This is a genomic window from Klebsiella sp. PK18 (assembly GCF_057784655.1).
In genome coordinates this window covers 1,306,495-1,324,178 of record NZ_CM173493.1, presented here as the reverse complement: position 1 = coordinate 1,324,178, position 17,684 = coordinate 1,306,495, and the positions used below count along the sequence as shown (strand labels likewise).

Annotated in this window: 16 protein-coding genes and 2 pseudogenes; 5 read left to right on the top strand and 13 right to left on the bottom strand. The window is 46.0% G+C overall.

Translation table 11 applies throughout. The annotated features are described in order from the left end of the window. Nucleotides 1-307: 307 nt before the first annotated feature. Nucleotides 308-481 (top strand): YfgG family protein, encoded by a 174-nt coding sequence (locus AC3EMD_RS06515; RefSeq protein WP_012967451.1) that lies wholly within the window; start codon nucleotides 308-310, stop codon nucleotides 479-481. 99 nt (nucleotides 482-580) lie between these two features. Here AC3EMD_RS06515 and AC3EMD_RS06510 read toward each other — a convergent pair. Then, nucleotides 581-1,490 (bottom strand): annotated as a pseudogene (locus tag AC3EMD_RS06510) (LysR family transcriptional regulator). A 72-nt stretch (nucleotides 1,491-1,562) separates the two neighbouring features. Between AC3EMD_RS06510 and AC3EMD_RS06505 the strand changes: the two are divergent. After that, nucleotides 1,563-2,852, top strand: a complete 1,290-nt coding sequence (locus AC3EMD_RS06505) for an MFS transporter (protein ID WP_302073991.1) — start codon at nucleotides 1,563-1,565, stop codon at nucleotides 2,850-2,852. Between the two features lie 478 nt (nucleotides 2,853-3,330). Here the strand turns inward: AC3EMD_RS06505 and AC3EMD_RS06500 are convergent, their stop codons facing one another. Together AC3EMD_RS06500 and AC3EMD_RS06495 are read right to left on the bottom strand one after the other, a co-directional pair. Further along, the gene (locus AC3EMD_RS06500; protein WP_155032825.1) at nucleotides 3,331-5,100 is read right to left on the bottom strand and encodes a hypothetical protein; all 1,770 of its coding nucleotides are present in this window, start codon (nucleotides 5,098-5,100) and stop codon (nucleotides 3,331-3,333) included. 56 nt (nucleotides 5,101-5,156) lie between these two features. Continuing rightward, nucleotides 5,157-5,305, bottom strand: a pseudogene (locus AC3EMD_RS06495) (Arm DNA-binding domain-containing protein); the annotation flags it as partial. A 673-nt stretch (nucleotides 5,306-5,978) separates the two neighbouring features. Here AC3EMD_RS06495 and AC3EMD_RS06490 point away from each other — a divergent pair. Together AC3EMD_RS06490 and AC3EMD_RS06485 are read left to right on the top strand one after the other, a co-directional pair. Beyond that, complete coding sequence (locus AC3EMD_RS06490) at nucleotides 5,979-6,998, top strand: DGQHR domain-containing protein (protein WP_032430915.1); 1,020 nt, start codon at nucleotides 5,979-5,981, stop codon at nucleotides 6,996-6,998. Nucleotides 6,999-7,008: 10 nt separating this feature from the next. Then, nucleotides 7,009-7,731: a hypothetical protein gene (locus AC3EMD_RS06485; protein ID WP_023328437.1), complete on the top strand. Its 723-nt coding sequence runs from the start codon at nucleotides 7,009-7,011 to the stop codon at nucleotides 7,729-7,731. 275 nt (nucleotides 7,732-8,006) lie between these two features. On the opposite strand, the gene AC3EMD_RS06480 is transcribed toward AC3EMD_RS06485, so the two are convergent. The 8 genes from AC3EMD_RS06480 to AC3EMD_RS06445 all read right to left on the bottom strand — a co-directional run bounded on the left by AC3EMD_RS06480 (nucleotide 8,007) and on the right by AC3EMD_RS06445 (nucleotide 13,858). Beyond that, nucleotides 8,007-8,441, bottom strand: coding sequence for a HigA family addiction module antitoxin (locus tag AC3EMD_RS06480; protein WP_094334333.1), 435 nt, complete (start codon nucleotides 8,439-8,441; stop codon nucleotides 8,007-8,009). Between the two features lie 81 nt (nucleotides 8,442-8,522). Continuing rightward, nucleotides 8,523-9,914 (bottom strand): P-type conjugative transfer protein TrbL, encoded by a 1,392-nt coding sequence (gene trbL / locus AC3EMD_RS06475; RefSeq protein WP_094334338.1) that lies wholly within the window; start codon nucleotides 9,912-9,914, stop codon nucleotides 8,523-8,525. A 2-nt stretch (nucleotides 9,915-9,916) separates the two neighbouring features. After that, on the bottom strand, nucleotides 9,917-10,090 hold the full coding sequence (locus AC3EMD_RS06470) for a hypothetical protein (RefSeq protein WP_023308170.1): 174 nt from the start codon (nucleotides 10,088-10,090) through the stop codon (nucleotides 9,917-9,919). Between the two features lie 11 nt (nucleotides 10,091-10,101). After that, entirely contained in the window at nucleotides 10,102-10,896 is a 795-nt protein-coding gene (gene trbJ, locus AC3EMD_RS06465) for a P-type conjugative transfer protein TrbJ (RefSeq protein WP_023328434.1), read from the bottom strand. A gap of 81 nt (nucleotides 10,897-10,977) precedes the next feature. Further along, nucleotides 10,978-11,331, bottom strand: a complete 354-nt coding sequence (traJ, locus tag AC3EMD_RS06460) for a conjugal transfer transcriptional regulator TraJ (RefSeq protein WP_071785890.1) — start codon at nucleotides 11,329-11,331, stop codon at nucleotides 10,978-10,980. A 664-nt stretch (nucleotides 11,332-11,995) separates the two neighbouring features. Beyond that, nucleotides 11,996-12,778: a hypothetical protein gene (locus AC3EMD_RS06455; protein ID WP_023328433.1), complete on the bottom strand. Its 783-nt coding sequence runs from the start codon at nucleotides 12,776-12,778 to the stop codon at nucleotides 11,996-11,998. After that, on the bottom strand, nucleotides 12,765-13,622 hold the full coding sequence (locus tag AC3EMD_RS06450; protein ID WP_023328432.1) for a helicase RepA family protein: 858 nt from the start codon (nucleotides 13,620-13,622) through the stop codon (nucleotides 12,765-12,767). Before AC3EMD_RS06450 ends, AC3EMD_RS06455 begins: the two co-directional genes overlap by 14 nt. Before the next feature lie 5 nt (nucleotides 13,623-13,627). Further along, nucleotides 13,628-13,858: a helix-turn-helix transcriptional regulator gene (locus AC3EMD_RS06445; protein WP_023308174.1), complete on the bottom strand. Its 231-nt coding sequence runs from the start codon at nucleotides 13,856-13,858 to the stop codon at nucleotides 13,628-13,630. A 77-nt stretch (nucleotides 13,859-13,935) separates the two neighbouring features. On the opposite strand from AC3EMD_RS06445, the gene AC3EMD_RS06440 reads away from it, so the two are divergent. Beyond that, nucleotides 13,936-14,907: a hypothetical protein gene (locus tag AC3EMD_RS06440; protein ID WP_023308175.1), complete on the top strand. Its 972-nt coding sequence runs from the start codon at nucleotides 13,936-13,938 to the stop codon at nucleotides 14,905-14,907. A 578-nt stretch (nucleotides 14,908-15,485) separates the two neighbouring features. Here the strand turns inward: AC3EMD_RS06440 and AC3EMD_RS06435 are convergent. Further along, complete coding sequence (locus tag AC3EMD_RS06435) at nucleotides 15,486-16,115, bottom strand: hypothetical protein (RefSeq protein ID WP_023308176.1); 630 nt, start codon at nucleotides 16,113-16,115, stop codon at nucleotides 15,486-15,488. 123 nt (nucleotides 16,116-16,238) lie between these two features. Further along, nucleotides 16,239-17,429 carry a tyrosine-type recombinase/integrase gene (locus tag AC3EMD_RS06430; RefSeq protein WP_023328430.1) on the bottom strand — a complete coding sequence of 397 codons (1,191 nt, stop codon included), beginning with the start codon at nucleotides 17,427-17,429 and terminating at the stop codon, nucleotides 16,239-16,241. Between the last annotated feature and the right edge of the window lie 255 nt (nucleotides 17,430-17,684).

The window sequence follows — 17,684 nt, the reverse complement described above, 5'->3', positions numbered from 1 at the left end:
TGCTGACCGCATAAGTAATAACGATACGGTAATGTTCGCTGATTTTAGTGGTCAAGAGAATGGGACTGTTGATATAAATCAACAAATACTGACGCTAACATTAATAAAACTTATTTTTTTACCTTTTTATTGCTAATAAAGTGAGCATGTAAATACGATGATTATCTTATATAACATTAATTAATGTTTTCACTGCGGCACTTTTACATCTGCATCAATTGACCCCACCTCGTTCCTGTGCCTTAATACCCCCATCGCCCATCTTCGGGTATACTTCAAGGAACCTTTTGTGAGTCAGGCACCCAGTATGCGTAAACGACATCGATTTAACCGTCGCATGACCCGTATCGTACTGCTTATCAGCTTTCTCTTCTTCTTTGGACGCTTTGTCTACTCCTCCATCGGCGCCTGGTACCATCACCAGGATAAAAAAGCGTCGCAGGAGTCTTCACTCACCGTCGAGCCCTCCGCTCGCGAGTAATCCTTTGATTATAATACTGGAAGCGCCACACTCCGCAGACAGAGTCGCTCGCTGCTGATGTATTGTCTTTGATGCGGTAATTTTGCCGTCGGCGATTTATCAGCGCACGGCATCCAGCAGGCGCAGCATTTCCGCGATACCTTTTGTCACAATTTTGTCCTGACGCATGACTACCGCCAGCTGTCGATATAGCCGCGGCGCCAGCGAGTGCACGCTTAATCCGTCGCGATCCTTCTCCTGCTCCACCGCCATGCGGGGCACGATGCTGTAGCCCAGCCCTGCCCGCACCATCCGTTTAATCGCCTCGATGCTGCCCAACTGCATCACCGGCGTGACCGCCACTCCCGCCGAGCGGAACCAGCGGTCAATCAGATCCCGGGTGCCGCTGCCGGCTTCGAAGGCAATGAGCGGCAGCGCCAGCAGTTCAGCAGGGGTATAATCCGCCAGCGTCCCCGTCTCGTGACTGGCATGGATAACCACGAACTCCTCGTCAACCACTGAGGTCACCGCCAGACTGCGCCCCTGTACGGGCAAGGTAACCAGCCCGAGATCGAGGCGATTTTCCTCCACCGCCCGGACGATATCCAGCGTGTTGCCGGTGGTCACCCCCACCGTCAACAGCGGATGCTGCTGACGAAGATGCTGCAGCAGCGGCGGGAGAAGATGAATGCAGGCCGTCGCGCCGGTCCCCAGCGTTACCGCCCCATTAACTTCCTGACTGAATGCGCTGACCGACTGCATTGCGCTATTCACCGCCCGATCGATCTGCTCGCTGTGGGCCAGCAGTGCCATTCCCGCCGCCGTCGCCTTGATCCCGCGGCCGGTACGCTCCAGCAAACGGGTCTGTAAAAACTGCTCCAGCTGACGCACCTGCAGGCTAACGGCAGGTTGGGAGATCCCCAGCGCGTCGGCGGCGGCAGAAAAGCTGCCGCGCTGTACGACCAGCCGGAAGGTCGCCAGGTTTCCCAGGTTCAGTGTTGTCATACAAAGTTTCTCTTATACCGCGCATAAGGTGGCCGCTCTGCCAGAACAATAGCCTGCCGGGTATGCTCAGGACAACTGCCTTAACGGAATGAAAACCATGGAAACACGCGCTATTCCCCGACGGCTCGCCTTCACCACGGGCGGTCAGCAACTGATCAATTGGGGGATCTCTTTTTATATGCCCGGCACCTTTGCCGGGGCTATCGCCGCCGACAAAGGATGGTCCTTGCCGCAGATCTATCTCGGCCTGACGCTCGCCATGCTGATGATGGCCGCTGTTTCTCCGTTCGTTGCCAGGCTGCTGGCTCGCTTTGGCGGAAGGCTGGTGGTCACCAGCGGAACCTTACTGATAGCCGCCAGCTGCGCCATGATGGCCTGGCGCCCTTCGCTGGCCGGCTGGTACGGCGCCTGGCTGCTGACCGGCATCGGCATGCGGCTTTCGCTGTATGATGCGCTGTTCGCCGCAGTGGTGAATCTGTACGGTCAGCAGGCGCGGAAAACTATCTCTCATATCACTCTCGCTGGCGGTCTGGCCTCTGCCCTCTTCTGGCCGCTGGGCGAGGCGTTATTAACCATCATGCCCTGGCAGAATGCCCTGCGGATCTATGCGCTGTTTGGCCTGCTGAGCGCATGGCTGAGTTATCAACTGCCTCGCCAGCGGCTCAGTTCACCGGCGAAATCACCAGCCTCGCAAGCGACAGCAAAGGGCGACCGGCGTAACGGGGCGCGTTACGCGATCTTCATTGCGCTGATCACCTTTATCTCTAACGGCACCTCCACCCATCTGCCGGAGTTTATCAGCCACTTTGGTCTGCCGGTTGCCGTCGGTATGCTGTGGGGATTCGGCCAGACCGGCGCCCGGCTGGGGGAAGTGCTGGCCGGTCCCCGGGTCACCCCACTCACGCTGACGCGTTTTACTGCGCTCGCCATGCCGCTCTGTTTTCTCCTTGGATTGAGCAGCACGGCTTATGCCGGGTTCGCAGCCGGGTTTGTGCTGGGGTATGGCGCGATTAATGGGCTGGTGACGATTGTCAAAGCGACGCTACCGCTGGCGCTGTTTAGCGCAGAAAGCTATGCCAGCCGCACGGGTATCCTGCTGATACCCGGGCAACTGATGGCGGCTGCCTCCCCCTTTGCCTACGCATGGCTGAACCACCGGCTGGGCATTATCGGCGGAATGTGGGTGTCCACCGGGTTAACGCTGATCGTTGCCGGACTGGCGCTGGCGATGGTGCGCGGGGCGGGCACGGTACAGCCGGGTAAACTTTCCGCGCTCCGCACGGCGGCGGCAAAAAATGGGCCAGCTGAACATCTGCCGGAACCGCAAACGGGGAATTCACAGGGAAACCTCACCCTGCCAGATAACCTTCTGGGACGACGGGATTGAAGGGATGTCTAAAATAAAAAACCCTCTGTAAATACAGAGGGTTTTGTTTTATTCAGCTAACACCGGGGATGACTCCCACTCAATCATCAACTGAAAATTAAAATATTTACAAATCAATTAGTTAATAAAATAAAAAATCAAAACACCATGAGAAATACCATACCGAGTAAATTCAAGAAGTCGAATTAACCTCTCTCGCGGCAAACGCTACCGATAGTTGCCTATCCAAGGTGAACAACTCATACGTGCTACCATCCTGAATACACTCAAATACACTCAAATACACTCAGCCACATAAGATGGATCGGCTTGGAAAAGCTCGACCATTGCCTCGTCTGACTAAGGTCTTTCATCAATCACCCATAGTTCATGGATGCCCTTAGCCTGGAGTATAACCTGCTCAGGCCACTAAAAATCCTTCCGTTTCTGGCAGTACCGCTTGTCAGGACTGACAGAAAACGGCCAGAAGCAGTCATTGCTACTCGTCCGACTCATCAGTCTCGCCGAACAAGAATTTCCCTATGTGCCAAATCGATCGCCCAACGTTGTGAATGAGTTGCTCTCCCTGCCGCAATGGCGAGTCTTCTTCATCGACGCCCGCGAGCTTGATCGCGTCTGTTATCTTTGAACCTGTAGGGTGTGCATCTCCCACTCGCATATCATAAACACCGGCAATCTCAGCAAATACTCTCTTGGCTTTGTCGTCTCCAATTTTCTCAGCCAAAATACTTTGGAGTAACTTGTTTGAGCCGAGCTTGGCTTTATCTTGGTGTGTAGAAAGCTTGCGTAGCTCGGTTACGTTGAGCCTGTCCGAGAATACGCGAATGATGTCCTTGGCTAATCTGAGTAGGGTCGCTCTGTCTTTGCTTGCAAACCTAGATATTTGCTGCCCTACTTCGGAGTCATCAATATCATGGGTGAACAGCGATATTTCGTATTTATGCCTGAAGCCGTCTTCCAAAAGCCTCATGCTTCCAAAAAACATTTCTTCAACCGCATATGTGGATGCCGGTTTCGCCCTCACCTGCGCGTCCAGCAGCTCACTTGAAACCCTTCCTTCAGGAGCTACATTATGCCCCGCCCAAACATGCTGCTCCCATGGGGCGAGTCGTGCGATGTCATAAGCATATACGGTGATAAGATCCGAACTGTTTATCCCGAAATGCGTTTTATATCCTGATGTGGAATTAATAGCTCCAGTTTCAGCCGTGTACCACGCCAACTTAAATCCTCGACTATTGAGAAGCTCATTTACGACGCTGGCCCGAAACCATAGCCAGCGGCCTATGTCCTCGTTATCAAGCTCTGCTGATCTCATTCGCGTTCCATCGGTTTCCACGATGAATTGCGGGAGGTTCGGATCTGCATCTCCACGAACGCGTAGGCTTTTTGATTGGTGGTCTATCCATTCCTCACGCCAAAACTCCCCTTCTACCCGTACACCTTTATAGCCTCCGCGATGCCCCTTTGAACTTTCATAGTCAGTGTTCGAGTCATTCTCAGGGCCCATCACAGGGGCGTCTTCGCCCTCATCAACGTCTGTTCTCCAGGCTCGAAACATCGCCCAGCTCCCCCCAAAGACGTCATCAAGCTTGCGAATGATTAGGGTGAATTTACCGTTATCTCTTTCCTCACTATGAGGCTGCAAATTTGAATATACGCTGTCCTCAAATACGGGGACGTTTTCTACCCTCTGTCGGTAGTATGAAAGGCGGAGCGACAGATTTCTGGCCGCTAGATAGTCGAGTAAAAATTCTCTTTTTATTTCTATCTGACGATGCTCTCCATCTTCACTCACTGTCTCGCGAGCTACCACAACGAAATTTTCTTCGGGTCTGACCCAGTTGTCCCCCTCTTTGACCAAGTGCAGCGCGACTACCAAATCAGGGCTCAGTATCCATTTTCGACCACCAACAACAGGTTGCGGGTGTTCATAAACTAGATTGACACCTATTGGCTCTTTATCGTTGTATTGATATTGGTCAATGGACGCATAATATCCATCTTCGTATGCATAAGGCGCGACTGTGTGGCCAATGCCTATGTCGCTCCATCCAAGACGTTCCTCAACTAGCTGGCGATGCTCTGACGGGAATGCAACAGAGCCACAGCCGAAATATTCACTGGCATAGCCCACTTCTTTTAGATCCCCTTTCTTGCTCTCAACTAACGCTCTCAAAGGAACCCACGCCGCATTAGAAAATACCCTGCGGGTTTCCTTTGTCTGGAGAATCCACTCTTCACTCATGGTCAAATTTCCTTAATTCATGACAGCATGCTGAGATTAAGCAATGGCCTTCGCTTGATAGTCTCCTGCCTGCCGTGGATCGAGTAGTTATAGCGGAATGAAATCGACCCGCAGGCGCGATGGTTACATAGAGGCCGTTACGGTCGTTCACTTTGTAGAGCTTGTCTTTCGACTTGATGTTACGCAGCTTGGTATCGGTCAGCATAGTCAGGTTTTTTCTAGAAAACACCATGCTCCCCCATCGCAAAAAAACCAATAAAAATATTATAAATCAATATATTAATTTAAATAGATATCATGTCTATCTGGTTAGGAGCGACATGGTATCGAGTGCCGAACGTGGCACTAGGATCAGATCGTACCTTCTACAATGCCATAAAAACGGAGGGCTTGGCGATGCGAAAAATTGCCAGATAGTGCGAGGTCGAAAACGCAAAAAGCCCGCAATTACACTGGCTTCCGGGTGTTTCTTGCCACTCGCTACCGGTCTATCCCAGACGCGGGGTCACTCCCACTCAATTATAAATAGAAGAAAAAAAATAAATAAAATCAATTTATTAAGTAATCAACCATAGTTCAATACCACAACAAACACTACAAAAGCAGTCCAGAAACAAAATCCTCAAGGGGTATAATGACACTGGAATGTCGAGTGGAATAGGAAGATCCATGGCCCTAAAATCGTGTGTTTTGCTGTCAACGAGACGCAACACCACCTGTAACACACTAGCGAACTCTAAAAACTTAGACCATCGTGTAAACCACGGGATGCCAAGCCAGCGCTACGGACCTAACAGATCAGAAAAACGGAACCAACATTTCTTGACGCATAACACCATGCACGCATAAACTTACGCGAAAGAATTGGGTCAAACCTTATGCAAACCTATCCATTCATTGAAGTTCAGCAGAAAGAACATTCCTTCAAGCTCGTCTCATTACCAGCGGGGCTATTGACCCGTATCTCCTATGCATCCGTGCGGAGAAAAGACCAAGAAGAAGGAGCTGTGCAACGCGTGCTAAATAACTCCCGAATAGCAGGTATCAAAGACTTTGCGCTGCGAATGGGTGATTTTCCTGCCTCCATTGTCCTGAACTGGATTGGAGGAAGCATGGCCGTGAATAACGGGCAGGTCGAAATTTTAGATCTACCCAAATTGGCACAAATCATTGACGGCCAGCACCGGGTTGCTGGTCTTAAAGCAGCGATTGAGGATGATCCATCAGTAGCAGACTACCAAATCCCTGTGGCAATTTACGAAAATCTAGATACCGCACACAGCGCTCGAATTTTCATTTCCATAAACACTGAGCAGCGCCCTGCTCCTAAGAGCTTAGTATTCGACCTCTATGGTGTGACTGCGTCAGATCTGATGGATCCTGCGGCAATCCGAGCTAACGATATAGTCTTTCATCTTTGCGCTGAAGGACAGCCATATTACAGATGGATTAAGTTGCCAAACCAAGAACGACAACGTGGGGGTATCGCACTTTCTACCGCTGTAAACGCTATCAAACCTCTGGTCGATTCGAAGGGACAGCTTGAACAAATCGGTGCCACAGAACTGGAAATCCAAAAGATAATATTTTCTAACTACTTCTCAGCAATTATGGATAAATATGATCATAAATGGGACGATAGGGCGAACGCTTTTATCTACGCATCAGGCTTCATTGGCGCAATTGATTTCTTTAGAAGCCACATGTTTGACTATTGCAAAAGTCAATCATCGTTTGAAACATCAACAATAGTGGACGCACTTTCCATGGATGAGACAAGCCTCATTATGCAGGAAGATGTAAAAGGCCTTGGGGGTTCCGAAGCAGCAAATGCAGTAAGGGATCGACTCATTAGTTCGTTTAAGCCAATAAGCTCTTCTCAGGGCTTCAAACTCTAGTCAGAAAAACATGTCAGATGCTGCCAGATTAGCAAGCCAATCCTTCTCTAATAAACCTTCAGGAGTTTCCTACGACCATTTCACTCCTAGCAATGCCGATATTTCTGCTATAAGTTCAACTATTGATGATGCTTTAGTAGGATCAGCATATGCAGCAGCTTTATCTTATGCCGAAGCCATCTCAGGACTACAGAAGGGCTCAATATCTTGGTCAATCGTGAGACTTTATTATTCGTGCTTCTACAGCCTGCGTGCAATGCTCATCTTAAATCGAGTTATCCCCTTCAACTGCAGCGGAGAAATGCTATTAGATATTCAAAGCAGTAAGTTTTTAAAGGGTGGTAAATCAAGCCACCATTGGAACTGGGTTACTCTCAGAAAGATACCTTGTATGAATAAAAGCTGGTTTTTATCCTCAGACTCTCAGGAAGCTTATGAAAGCCTCAGAAAGCACAGGGAAAATGTCAATTATACACATGGCTTTACTGACCCAGATTTCCATCGCTGCTTAATATCTGGAGAATCAGATCTCGGAAAGCGTTTCAGGTCATATCGGGATGACGACAAGTTTATATATACATATCTTGCAGACCACCTTGCAATTGCCTATCCAACAATGCTCATACATGATTTAGACAAGTCAATGCGTAAAGCGTCGGTCACTTTACCTACAGAAAATATTGATCACCTAAAGAGGATATGGTCCATTAAAGACAAGTGCCCGCTTTGCTGAAAAAGCTAAACGAGGATTCAAGTGCCATGACAGACGCTACCTTTCTTGAAATAGGGGAGGATGGCTAACTTTCGTTGCAACTTCATGGTAGTGAGTTTAAAAGAATGGAACCCGGCTCTATAGCTAATTCATGCTCCTACTCAGAGTTTAACAAAGGACCGTTATCTGTTTATGGTGAGAATTGTTGCTTCGAGTAAAGACCCCGATAAGTGTTCTAACTTTTATGACATTTGAGGGGCGGCTGTGTTACTGCAAGTGTGGTGGCAGCAGACAGATTATTTTCGTCGATGTTCCTTACCGTCTTGCAACGTCTCAAGATTGCTCCAGAAGTCATCGTCTGTCCCAAATATCTCAGCAAGAACGCGGGCTTCATTATCGCTAAGACGACGCATGCCGCAGATGATATATTCAACATCCTGCCGAGAAATCCCCATAGCTTCTCCTAAAGCATCATTAGACATGTTCAGCGGTTTCAAAAATTCCTCTGCCAACATTTCTCCCACTGTCACAGGCCCGGCGGTATCTGCTTTTGTGTAGTATGCAAGAATCTCTGAACGCCCCAGCTCATACGTAAGCTCACCTGAAATAATACGTGCCTTAATGGACTCGTACAGTGGCGTACCACTGGGGTCCATTCCTTCAAGTCTCAGGGAAGCCTCTGCTTTGCGGAAGCCCTCAATGCGTAACCGTGTATAGGGAGTCCTGGACATGTTTTTCCTTTGAATTGCAGGAGTAAAGTTCGCACAGTGAAAGCGTCAGCTCACGCTACCTCGTTAACTGACGCACGTGACTTAAGATTTATTATTACCCGATAAGCTATCATCGGCAAAATCATCATGTTCGCGGTTATCCCGATGAGTAGCTGTCTGCTTACGTATCTGAGTCGCCAACTCCCCTCCAATAGTTTGTTGGACACGAGAAGAATTGCTACTTCGCTTCATTTTCTGGTACTCAGCAGCTCCGTTGGCCATGCTGCTTCCCATATGGCTTGCCATGCGGCCAGCTCGTGAGAATGAAGCAAACCCCTGACTTCCTCCACTGGTGCTAACTGAACTGCTCCCTGCTGACGAACCACCGGAACTGCCTGAGGGTTGGCCTCCAGAAGTATCTACAGAACCGGTATCTTCCCCGCCGCCAAATCCTCCACCGGAACGGCCTCCACCACCTGAACCAGATTCTTCGGCCATGGCAGCTTGCGCAGACTCGAACGCTGCCTTTAATGCAGAGGCTCCGCCGCTGAGTTGAGCTGATGCCCCCATTGCCATTGCTCCTGCACCGCTGATGGCAGTAGCGGCAGCGCCGGTAATCATACCCGCCCCAAATCCACCAATCCCTTGTAAAGAAGCCCCTCCTACAACACCTGATAACAACAGTGGTAGCTTATTCGTTAATACTAACAGGATAATTGACGCCAGAAGCAAAACGATAAGACTATTAAGATCAGGAACATCATCTCTAATAAGAGAAAAATATTGATCTATAAATGATTGTCCAATCCCAATAATTAATGTCATCGTGAATAATTGAAGGCCAATCGATAAAACAGTTCGTAAGTAATTAATTGCTATATCAGAGGTCCATTTCGAACCACCAAATCCAAGCAATATAACTCCTGCATAACATAACACCCATGCAGAAACCAACATGATTAGCATATTTACCGCTATAAGGGACATCACTACCAAAACGATTATCGCGACTGTTATCATAATGGTGGATATCATTGGCGACCAAATTGATGCGGCTGAACTGACCTTTGTTAATATTGCAAACGCCATATCAACTATACTTGAGGGCGAAATACCAGTACTTATTCCTAAAGCGTTTGCTGCAAGTTGTCTCATTGAATTAATGATGGATTGCGATATGGATGGGCCGTTGATTAAAAGATAATAAAAAAAACCAATGACGGCAAAAAAGCGAACTATTTCAGCAAGTACGCCTGTCAACCCTTCCCCTTGCATCGCCATCATACCAAATGTCCAAACCATACTTATTAATACCAGCCCCCAGAAGAGCCAATTTGCATAGTCAGCAATTACTGTTGTCCATGTACTGGCTACTTGTTGAAATTTATCTAATAAAGAATCAAGTAGCCCGCTACTATCTAATTGACCAGCATAGGCATTTATAGAAAAGAAAAGTATGATACCTAAAAAGGTGAGCTTACTTACTATTTTCATGATTACCATTCTCGTTTAGGGCTTGGTTTATTATTACTCCGTAGAGCACATTTATCGTATTTATTTTCATCAAATTTATTATCTGGCGTCGATAAACAATCTTTATCATTTTTATCGCAAGAACATATGGCCAATAAACTGATCAGAATAAATACAATCAAAAGATTATCTTTCATTCTGCGTTTCCTCACCAAATTCGCTTCGGGCTTGGTGTATTCTCTCCAGCTAACGCTTTTTCATCAGCGGCTATCTGTTGTGATTCTTTATCTGCCTGAGTCTGTGCCAGCGTTGCTGCAGCGTTTTGCTGGGCTACCAAGAGAGAGCGGATTTGCAGTAACTGGTTTGTCTGTGCACTGGCAAGCTGGTTTGCCGCCTGAATAGCTTCCATTTGCCCTTGTGCGCCGGTTGCCTGAGTTTGCAAATCTGCCAGGTTATCAGCATCGCTTTGCAGTGTTTCTTGCTGTTCATCAAGAGCCTTAAAAACGGCGTCATTGGCCTTTTTACGCGCCTCAGAGCTGTTCTGTTCTGCTTTACGCAGTGCGCTGATTTCATCTGCAGTACATTCAACATTACTGTTAAAGCACGGTGATGAGCGGTAGTAATTCACGTCCTGATAACGTTTCAGATATGAATCAAGACTCCCGGCCTGATTTTTGTAGTAATTAAGAGTGTCCTGCGCCTGCAACAATTTGTTGATGGTTGAATTGGCCTGATCCCAGATATAGGCCGCAGGTGCGACGGTATTTTTGAGCATGTTTTCATACTGCTGCAGCTGCGTCTGGTACTGCTGGATCTGTTTAGTCACAGCCTGAACGTTGTTAACTGCGCTGATTGTGGTCTGAACCACATTAGTGCCATCAATAACGGGAATTCCGGCCTTAACCGGTAATGCCATGACGGACGCCACGAAAGGAACTATTAAAGCTTTTTTAGCGGCTAAAATCCCTCTTTGTAATGAAACCACTCGGAACATTAAATTCATTTGCTTACCTCTTTTTCATCAGTTCAGTAATATTTAACACACTGTCTTTTAACAGACGCAGGTATATAGGAAACCACACATTTATTTATCCAAAATTTTATCCATAATGTTCCTTAGTTCTTGCCGAGTTGATTCTATTTTCGCAAGCAAGGTTCTTATCAGTGTGGGTGAAAAATCAACTGTTCGAGGATCATTTGCGAGCCATAATTTAAGTAATCCGCCAAGTCTTCCAAGATCAGCGTTTACTCGGCTAAGTTCATTAACCTGTTTTATATCTACGATAGAATCAACCTGATAACCCATTGCAACTCTACGAACAAAACAGGCAAGACTTAATCCAGATGCTTCTGCATTTTCTTGGATGAGAATTTTTTCTTCGGGTAAACAATAAACTTTTATTGGCGTACTATTTTTTCTAGTCTGAGTAACTTTCATATAGCTCTCCATACAGGCGGTAGCCTGGCAGCCTCGCAGAGCAGGACGCCCTTGAGCCGCGATGCGGCGAATAGGGAGTGGTAAAGTTGGAACACCGTAGCGGTGGGCCTACTTTACATGTCCTGCCCTACTGTTGCCGTAGTATATCTGTGCACATCAATGTGTATTTCAGTGTACAGGATGTGTTTTCTTAACGTATTAATATAGAATTACTCGGGTAAAGATCTGCAGCAAATGTGTTTCTTGCAAGGAAACTATATTTCTCCCTTTTGAAAATGACCTTTAGTAGTTATAAATGGGCGTCCACCAACTGTATTTATGTTTCGATATATTGTAAGAAATCTTTTATTTTCTCATGCACTTTTTTCTTACATTGTCAAAGCATGTGCATTGCAGATTTTAGCGGCTAAAATCTTCCTCCCTATGCCTAAAGCTAGGGGCGTACCTCATATGTCATAAAACCTACCTCAAGTGTCAATATACCAAACGAGTAAGTAATCTCTTCTTCTGGCGTACAACCATCGGCCTTTGGCCGATTCTAGATTTGAAAGCGCCTGCTCAGACAGGTGATTTCAAAGACTGTAGATCCTGAACGATCCTGTAAATACTGCTGAATAGTAAAAAATCGGGCCGCTGTAGCACGCTACCGGGCCGCTATAACACGCTATCGGGCCGTTGTGACACAATATCGGGCCGTTGTGACACGTTTTATCCTAGAACCATTCAAATCAATTCCAATTTCCAGCAATTGCACGGAATCTTCTTTCAATCTCCGACGATAGTTACGTAAAGTCATATTACTCGTTCCTTCACCGCACACTGCTAATATCAACGTATCCATATACCACCCTCCTAAAGGATTATTCCTATGGGTTAAGACATGACGAGCGACTGCCTGGCTAATACCATGTTGTAGCCGAGCTATGGGGCCAGGATGATAATAAAATGGCAAATCTTTTTTGAGTAACATCGCTAATGCAACACCCAGACGGACACGCCATAAACGGCGTTCTCCCCCAGTCAAAGGATCTGGACGCGTCATAGGTGATGGCACTACATGATCGATCAGTCCCCCTATTATACAGTCGCCGCTTTTCTCCAGCTCTGGCGTTATAATTTCAACTGTTGCGACGCGCAGATCTAAAAGCAATTTCTGTATATGACCATAACTGTATTGTGCATCGGATAGCGTTCGGCGTACTTTCGCTGGATCTACTAATAATTCGATTCCACCATCAGAAATTTCACGACGTTGCTCGGCAACATATAATATTGTCTCTACGATATCGGCATGACGCTGTCCGAGCCGTCCGGTAACACGACAACGACCAAAACTAGTCTCCATCCATTGTCCCTTCACCTCCTTAGGACGCTGGCTTGGCTGGTACAGAATTACTCGGGCTTGCCAAGCTGTACTTGTGGGTGCCACTTTATTACCAGTTGTCATTGTCAGCGCCACTCCAGGTAGATGTTCTTTCTTTAGTAAGCTTTTTATTATTCTTCGAGCTGAGCGCCGTTATTTTTAATACTCCCCCCTCATGTCTCTGTAACCAACGATCTGGCGCACGTTCTCCATAATTTACTTTATTTATTCCAAATCTAACAAATTGACCTCGAACATCATCAGAAATACCATACGTCTTCGCTTCCAAGGCGGTCATGCCCGCCAGATAAGATTGCCACCGTATATTATCAACCAGGACGCTACTACCCCTGCTTGCCTGCTGTATATCACCAACCCCCATCGTGGCAGCGCCTTTGTTTGAATGGTGTAGAAATATAATCGAACATCCAGTATCAGCAGCAATACCTTCTAGCTTTCCAATGACTTTGGACATTGCTGCGCTATTATTCTCATCCTCCTGGTGGAAACGGCGAAGAGTATCCAAAATTATTAAACGTCTACCTTTTGAAACTTTATTGATCAAGTTGCTCCAATCCGGCAAGAAAATATTTGGACACTTCCCTACCAAAGGTTCGACCAGTAGCTTATCAGCTACAATCTGCTGCTGACGTGCTGTTAGATATTTTCCCAAAGCATATAAACGATGGTGAACGATGGTTTCAGAGTCCTCCACAGGTAAATATGCCACCAACCCAGTCGGATATTCACCAAAGTTTAAAAGATCTACACCACAAGTAATCTGCACAGCCAATTGTAATGCCAGCATTGACTTTCCAGCGCCTCCCGGAGAAACAATCGCTCCGATAGTACCAATAGCCAAATTAGGCAAGACGTAATCAATTGGTTGTGGCTTAGCTTCAAATGCTTCCATTATGTTCAATGACATTGCTGTTACCTACCTAAAACAACACCGGGTCTGGCCGCTTTAAACATTGCTGATTTACGATCCGCAATCCACTGTTCTACTTCGGATAACTGCCATGCAACATTTCGGCTAGTAAGTGCTATACGGCGAGGAAACTCGCCTCGCTGTTCAAGGTTATAAATAGTGCGGGCTGACAATGGGATCATTTCCAGAAGTGTTTTTCTGTTAATGAGCGTGCTATGTGCCTTTGTTTGCATCTGCCTTCCTCCTGTTTCCAATCAGGCCTATACAATGCCAAGCATTACCACTTGCTAAAACCTATTCATTGGCTAAAATGGTTGACATGAAAATTACTATCTGGGAAGGCTGTGACCTCACAGTTGCAGCTGCAATTAAATTATTTGTAGAGCGTAGTTATCCGTACTCCATATTTTCACGGAGGTATCCAATACTGCGTCTCATACAGGAAGTTATTGATCCAGCAGTAGCTGCTTATGTAAATTCCCTGCCACCAAGTCATAAAGACTACATTTCTGGAGTAAATCTAGGATTTAGTGATGTACTTAAAAAAGTGGGCTTAAACGTCGTAGTACAGGCACAAAGACTTCTTTTGCGTAATTTCGTTCTGACTTTAGATCAACAAACTTCTCTTGATAAATGCTTTACCGCTACGATTGAGTCTCTTATTGAATTAGTCAGTGAGTGCGCATCCAAGCGGCCGAAGAAATCCTCTCCTGCAAAAGGAGTAACTATAAATTCACAGCGTAAGCTCGGTTATTGCGAGTTCTGCGGTAATCTAACCGAATTTTCCAAGTTAATCAGTGAGATATCAGAATTTGTTGCTAACGATAATGAGTTCCCCGTTCATGAAAAACAGGTCCTTAGTCATCGATATTGTTCTGACCATAGGCCCAAACTCACCAATGGTCTATGGAATCCAAAATACAGACAAGGAAAGCGGTCTCTCGAACAGTTCAATAAAGAATTAATAAGGCTTAGACGGCAATGCGCTAAACCGCATAAAGCTAACGCAAACACAGGGGATATATTGATTGATACCTATTTTCATGAGTGGATGCAGGGTCAAACTTTAACCCCAGCAGATCTAGATAAACTTAGGAATATTGCCAGACGAATGGTTGACTCCAAATTCACTGATACTAAGAAAAAAATAATCATATTAAAACACCAAGGTTTTAACCAGTTTGAAACCGCACAGGTTTTAGAAAAAAATCACTACACAACTATGACAAAGCAGGCTGTGTCCAAGGCCTTAGCGTCTGTGAGGAAAGAATTTTATATTTAAAATAGTATATCCACGAGCTATTATGGTGGCAGTTTAAGTCTTAATATCATCCACTTTATTGAATTATAACCAGCCACTTACGAGTGGTTTTTCGCGATTACCCTGCTTCAAATTGATGATTTTGAAAATACAGTATTATAGTTTATTGTTTGTAGCGCAGCTGTAAGCGTTATGCAAAACGGATCACAGTGATACTACCTCACCAGTAAATCACTGAAGCCGATCTGTAATGACATAGAACGAATTGGTTTTATGGTTATGCAATGGCTCATCCCCTTACTTGTCCCTGACCATAAAAAGCATTCGCTTTCCTGAAAGCAAGTCTAAGCCAAGGGGCGTTTACAGTTGTCTTCTCTTGGCTCATTAGGTACTGGCTTAATTATTAGAATCATGTCGGTGTCATTTTAGTCCAAATATGCCCAAACTTTTAGCAGCTAAAATTCGTCTTCTGATGTAGGGTCAAGAAGCTTATGACTTAACCTATGGATTATGTGAATTACCGTGTGAGTATTACTCGTAGGATGGAATCTTCCAAAACTCTGACAATTCACTCTGAATGCATGGTAACAAAGAACAGTTTAAACCATGGTCTGTTCAGCGTTAAATTTCTCAAGATAGACTTCCATTTCGCGAGTCCACCTAGGGGTAGGTACCGAGGTGATCATTAGCCAAGGAAACCACCATACAAGCATGAAGAGTAACATAAGCGGTGCGATCATTTCGGCCGAAGAATGAGAAACTATATACATAATGAATAATATTAGTAGAACTGTGTTTACAATCTGACCTACCAGAAAAAGACGCCAGCGAAAACAATGCCATTTCCTGTTGAACACAATCCGTCCATCCCGTTCTTCGAGCCAGTTACGCCACGGCTTGAGATAACCAGCCCGCAACCCATATCGATCACACATTATTACAGCCAAATCCTGCAGCCGATAATTATACAAGCCTGTGAGCCGATAAAGGCTGCGCTGACGAAGCTCACGCTTTGCCAGACGGACCGCATTTTTATTCAAATATGGCTGTGTCAGCATTTGCTCTAGCCGGCGCTTCCTAAGATTGAGTAGTCCACGAAATACACTTCCAGATTCAGCATTAATTACTCTGTGACGAACTACACCGAGTGCAATATAGATACACAGCAACAGCCAGCCGGTCTTAGGGTATTGATTCATCCATTGTATAATTACAGACAACTCAGGCACTTTTATTTTTCCTTTTTATGCAATCCAGATAAAACCAGTAAAGATTCAGTAAATTTTAGCGGCTAAAATTGCTCTCCTGGCGTAGATAAAAGAAGTATATCCACTTAAATTACTGATTATTAACTACTTACTAGTCCATTCATCAATCATATTCGCCCAATCTTGTAGCATCTCGGCCCTCTGCTCACGATATTCAGCCTTGTTATAAACAGCTCGTACCCCCTTTTGTTCATGGGCAAGGCACTTCTCAATCCAGTCAGTATTGTACCCGGCCTCATGTAGCAAGGTGCTGGCAGTACGCCGTAAGTCATGGGGACCAAACTTAGGTAACAACTCCCCTTCTTTCTGAGCCAGACGATACGTCAGTGTCAAAACCCGGTTTAAAGTAGCGCTACTCATTGGCGCATCGGAATCGTACCGCGAAGGAAGGATAAAATCAGAGCTACCGGCAAAGGTTTTGAGAGCAACCATAATATCCATTGCCTGTCTGGAAAGAAAAACCAAATGTGGATTACGTCGTTTCATCCTTTCCTTTGGTATCGTCCATAATGCCTCACTAAAATTGATCTCGTTCCAGGTTGCGTTAGTAAGCTCACTTTTACGTACCATCGTTAACAGCAAAAGTTTAACCGCTGCTCTGATTGATGGCGTCGTTCCTACCCGTTCCATGTAACGATACATCAGACCAATTTCAACTGGCGTCAATGCCCTGTCACGAGGCTCAAATTTCGCTATGCTTGCAGGCCGTACCAGATCAGCGGGATTCTCAACCTTCTGACCGCGCTCAATAGCCCAACGATAGACTTGCAATACAATCTCTCTGACGTGCACAGCTGTCGCCGGTGCCCCTCTCTCGACAATGTTATCGGTTAATGCGCGTAAGTCTTCATGTGTAATCTCGGTCAATTTCTGCTGCGCAAATTTTGACTTCAACTCCCTTTGATATACTGAACGCCGCATATCACGCGTCGATTCAGCCATTTGATAGCCGCGTAACCATTTCTCAGCCCATGCACCAAAAGTCTCCGCATCTTTGATACGCGCTTTATCTCTAGCTTTTTCCCTCGCTGGCGATCTTCCACCGGCAACCATTTTTTTGGCTTCATTGAGCCGTTCACGCGCTTCTGCAAGCGTGATCCCTCCAACACCATAGCGGCCAAAAGTAACGGTCTCCTGTCTTCCGTTTATTGAATAGTTATAACGAAATGAAATAGTTCCAGCCGGAGTGACCGCAACATACAGACCATCACGGTCATTAACTTTATAGAGTTTCTCCTTCGGCTTAAGGTGACGCAGCCTGGTGTCAGTCAACATGTTTTATTGTTTTCCTTTATCAAAAATACCATGTTGTAAAAAATCCAGAAAAGTTGTTTAACTCTCTGTTTTTAATTGAGTTATAAAAAACAAATACCATAACTCAACCGAAATTTATTACATGGTACTTTTTCAAACCTGAATTCAAAACCAGAGAGTACCATCAAAAATTCCATTGAAAAAACCGTGCTTCCCGTTGCTAACAACTGCCAGAAAGTGCCAGACATAAAAACAAAAAAGCCCGCAGTTACGCGG

Coding starts and splice junctions, on each gene's coding strand:
- AC3EMD_RS06515 (WP_012967451.1), top strand. CDS start 308: ATGCGTAAACGACATCGATTTAACCGTCGCATGACCCGTATCGTACTG.
- AC3EMD_RS06490 (WP_032430915.1), top strand. CDS start 5,979: ATGCAAACCTATCCATTCATTGAAGTTCAGCAGAAAGAACATTCCTTC.
- AC3EMD_RS06445 (WP_023308174.1), bottom strand. CDS start 13,858: ATGCAAACAAAGGCACATAGCACGCTCATTAACAGAAAAACACTTCTG.
- AC3EMD_RS06505 (WP_302073991.1), top strand. CDS start 1,563: ATGGAAACACGCGCTATTCCCCGACGGCTCGCCTTCACCACGGGCGGT.
- AC3EMD_RS06470 (WP_023308170.1), bottom strand. CDS start 10,090: ATGAAAGATAATCTTTTGATTGTATTTATTCTGATCAGTTTATTGGCC.
- AC3EMD_RS06440 (WP_023308175.1), top strand. CDS start 13,936: ATGGTTGACATGAAAATTACTATCTGGGAAGGCTGTGACCTCACAGTT.
- AC3EMD_RS06500 (WP_155032825.1), bottom strand. CDS start 5,100: ATGAGTGAAGAGTGGATTCTCCAGACAAAGGAAACCCGCAGGGTATTT.
- trbJ (WP_023328434.1), bottom strand. CDS start 10,896: ATGAATTTAATGTTCCGAGTGGTTTCATTACAAAGAGGGATTTTAGCC.
- trbL (WP_094334338.1), bottom strand. CDS start 9,914: ATGAAAATAGTAAGTAAGCTCACCTTTTTAGGTATCATACTTTTCTTT.
- AC3EMD_RS06480 (WP_094334333.1), bottom strand. CDS start 8,441: ATGTCCAGGACTCCCTATACACGGTTACGCATTGAGGGCTTCCGCAAA.
- traJ (WP_071785890.1), bottom strand. CDS start 11,331: ATGAAAGTTACTCAGACTAGAAAAAATAGTACGCCAATAAAAGTTTAT.
- AC3EMD_RS06430 (WP_023328430.1), bottom strand. CDS start 17,429: ATGTTGACTGACACCAGGCTGCGTCACCTTAAGCCGAAGGAGAAACTC.
- AC3EMD_RS06485 (WP_023328437.1), top strand. CDS start 7,009: ATGTCAGATGCTGCCAGATTAGCAAGCCAATCCTTCTCTAATAAACCT.
- AC3EMD_RS06455 (WP_023328433.1), bottom strand. CDS start 12,778: ATGACAACTGGTAATAAAGTGGCACCCACAAGTACAGCTTGGCAAGCC.
- AC3EMD_RS06450 (WP_023328432.1), bottom strand. CDS start 13,622: ATGTCATTGAACATAATGGAAGCATTTGAAGCTAAGCCACAACCAATT.